The organism is Acinetobacter sp. TUM15064 (genome assembly GCF_008980265.1).
Classification (GTDB): domain Bacteria; phylum Pseudomonadota; class Gammaproteobacteria; order Pseudomonadales; family Moraxellaceae; genus Acinetobacter.
This window is the reverse complement of the sequence record NZ_BKFU01000143.1, coordinates 1-1,549: the sequence shown is the minus strand read 5'-3', so window position 1 is coordinate 1,549 and position 1,549 is coordinate 1. Positions and strand designations below refer to the sequence as shown.

The 1,549-nt window shown below is 36.0% G+C and carries 2 protein-coding genes; one reads left to right on the top strand and one right to left on the bottom strand.

The window, feature by feature from the left end:
• The coding region (locus tag GBI16_RS18070; RefSeq protein ID WP_308463959.1) for a transposase at nt 1-462 on the bottom strand (462 nt) is incomplete at its 3' end.
• 312 nt (nt 463-774) lie between these two features.
• On the opposite strand from GBI16_RS18070, the gene GBI16_RS18065 reads away from it, so the two are divergent.
• Nucleotides 775-1,335 (top strand): lytic transglycosylase domain-containing protein, encoded by a 561-nt coding sequence (locus tag GBI16_RS18065; RefSeq protein ID WP_086209182.1) that lies wholly within the window; start codon nt 775-777, stop codon nt 1,333-1,335.
• Nucleotides 1,336-1,549 lie beyond the last annotated feature (214 nt).

Genomic DNA, 1,549 nt, shown 5'->3' with positions numbered 1-1,549 from the left:
CAGTAAATGTAGCTTACAACCAAAGAACCATCCCATTGAGCTTTTACCACGCGTTGCAATTGATGATATGGATTTATGTCGCTGAATACGCTGATTTTTACAGACTGGCAAAGTAGTTGAATCAATCCATAAATACGAACTTTGATCATCTTTCATCACAGCGAAATGCAAGGCATGTAAAGCGAGTTGATGTGTATTCACTAAATGAATCATGCGCTGATAACAGGGTAAACTTTTAAATAAATGGCTTTTGTCTTGTTTCAACGATGAGAAAAATGCTTTGAAGTTATTAAAATGAGAACATTTATACCAAATCGCAATGAAGATGATTTCTGAAATATTCAGTTGAGCGGTTCGAATTCTTAGACAATGGTGACATTCTTTAAGAAATTTCCAGTAAGTGGCTTCAAATTTTAAGAAGAAATCATCAATTACACAAAATAATTCTGTACTATCGAACATAAGGACTAGAGTTGTGAGTTTGGTGTGGTAACTCAACTGATAGCTCTAGTCCTCTTCTATTTCAAGCCTATTTACTATCCATGATTCGGGTTACTTAGGCTATTTAAATACAATCTATTTGTATCTATCTTTCATGTCATGGAATCATGCTAAGAGCATTAGAAATCAGCGTGTTTGCCTAACATCGAAAATATCGCTTAAATAAAAGGCAAATTTAACAAATCCATAAAAGAGCATCTCTCACACTGGGTTGACTGCGCTTTACCTGATGAATATGATCATTTCAAATGCTAAAACCAACGGATATGCAGCTTGTTGAATTTTCAAAGATCCCTCCCCACATCTCAAATTAGAACCAAATCTGTTTTAATTTTAACAACAGCTTTAATATTTACAGGCTGTTCATCGCTCGGTGGTGGTTCTGTTGAAAAGCGTTCAGCAAAATTAGCCAATGGTATTCAAAAGGCATATGCTGTTGAAGCAACTACAGCACAGCGTGTTGCGCCAATGATTGTGCAAAGTGCTGATCGTTATAATGTCGATCCATTGTTAATTGCGGCTGTTATAAGACAAGAGTCTAGTTACCGTAATTATGCTATTTCCCCTGCTGGTGCTATTGGCTTAACACAAGTTATCCCACGCTATTGGCAACAAACTTGCCCTGGCGATTTATTTGAAGAAGTTAATAATATTAATTGTGGCACGTACATTCTCTCCAACTACAACCAAAAAGCAGAAAGTTGGCCCAAAGCTTTGGCTTATTATAATGTCGGTCCAACAGGCTACCATTCAAGCTGGAAGATGAAACGCCAAGGAAAAAAATATGCTAAACAAGTGAAAGAGCATCAAAAAAGCCTAAAAGGAGCCTTATAAGTTTTTCAAACATTGATCTTTGAATTGAGACACATGGAGATTCATTAACTTTTGAATAATCCTTTTAGATCATGCATGAATATAAATTTCTTAGATTCTCAAATGAAGTGCAACAGAGATTAAATTATTGGAAAGAAGCAAGATGAGCTAGCATTTTGCTTCCGACCGACCAAAGTCAAAGTTGCATCATGAACTATACTCATCTTACCCAAGA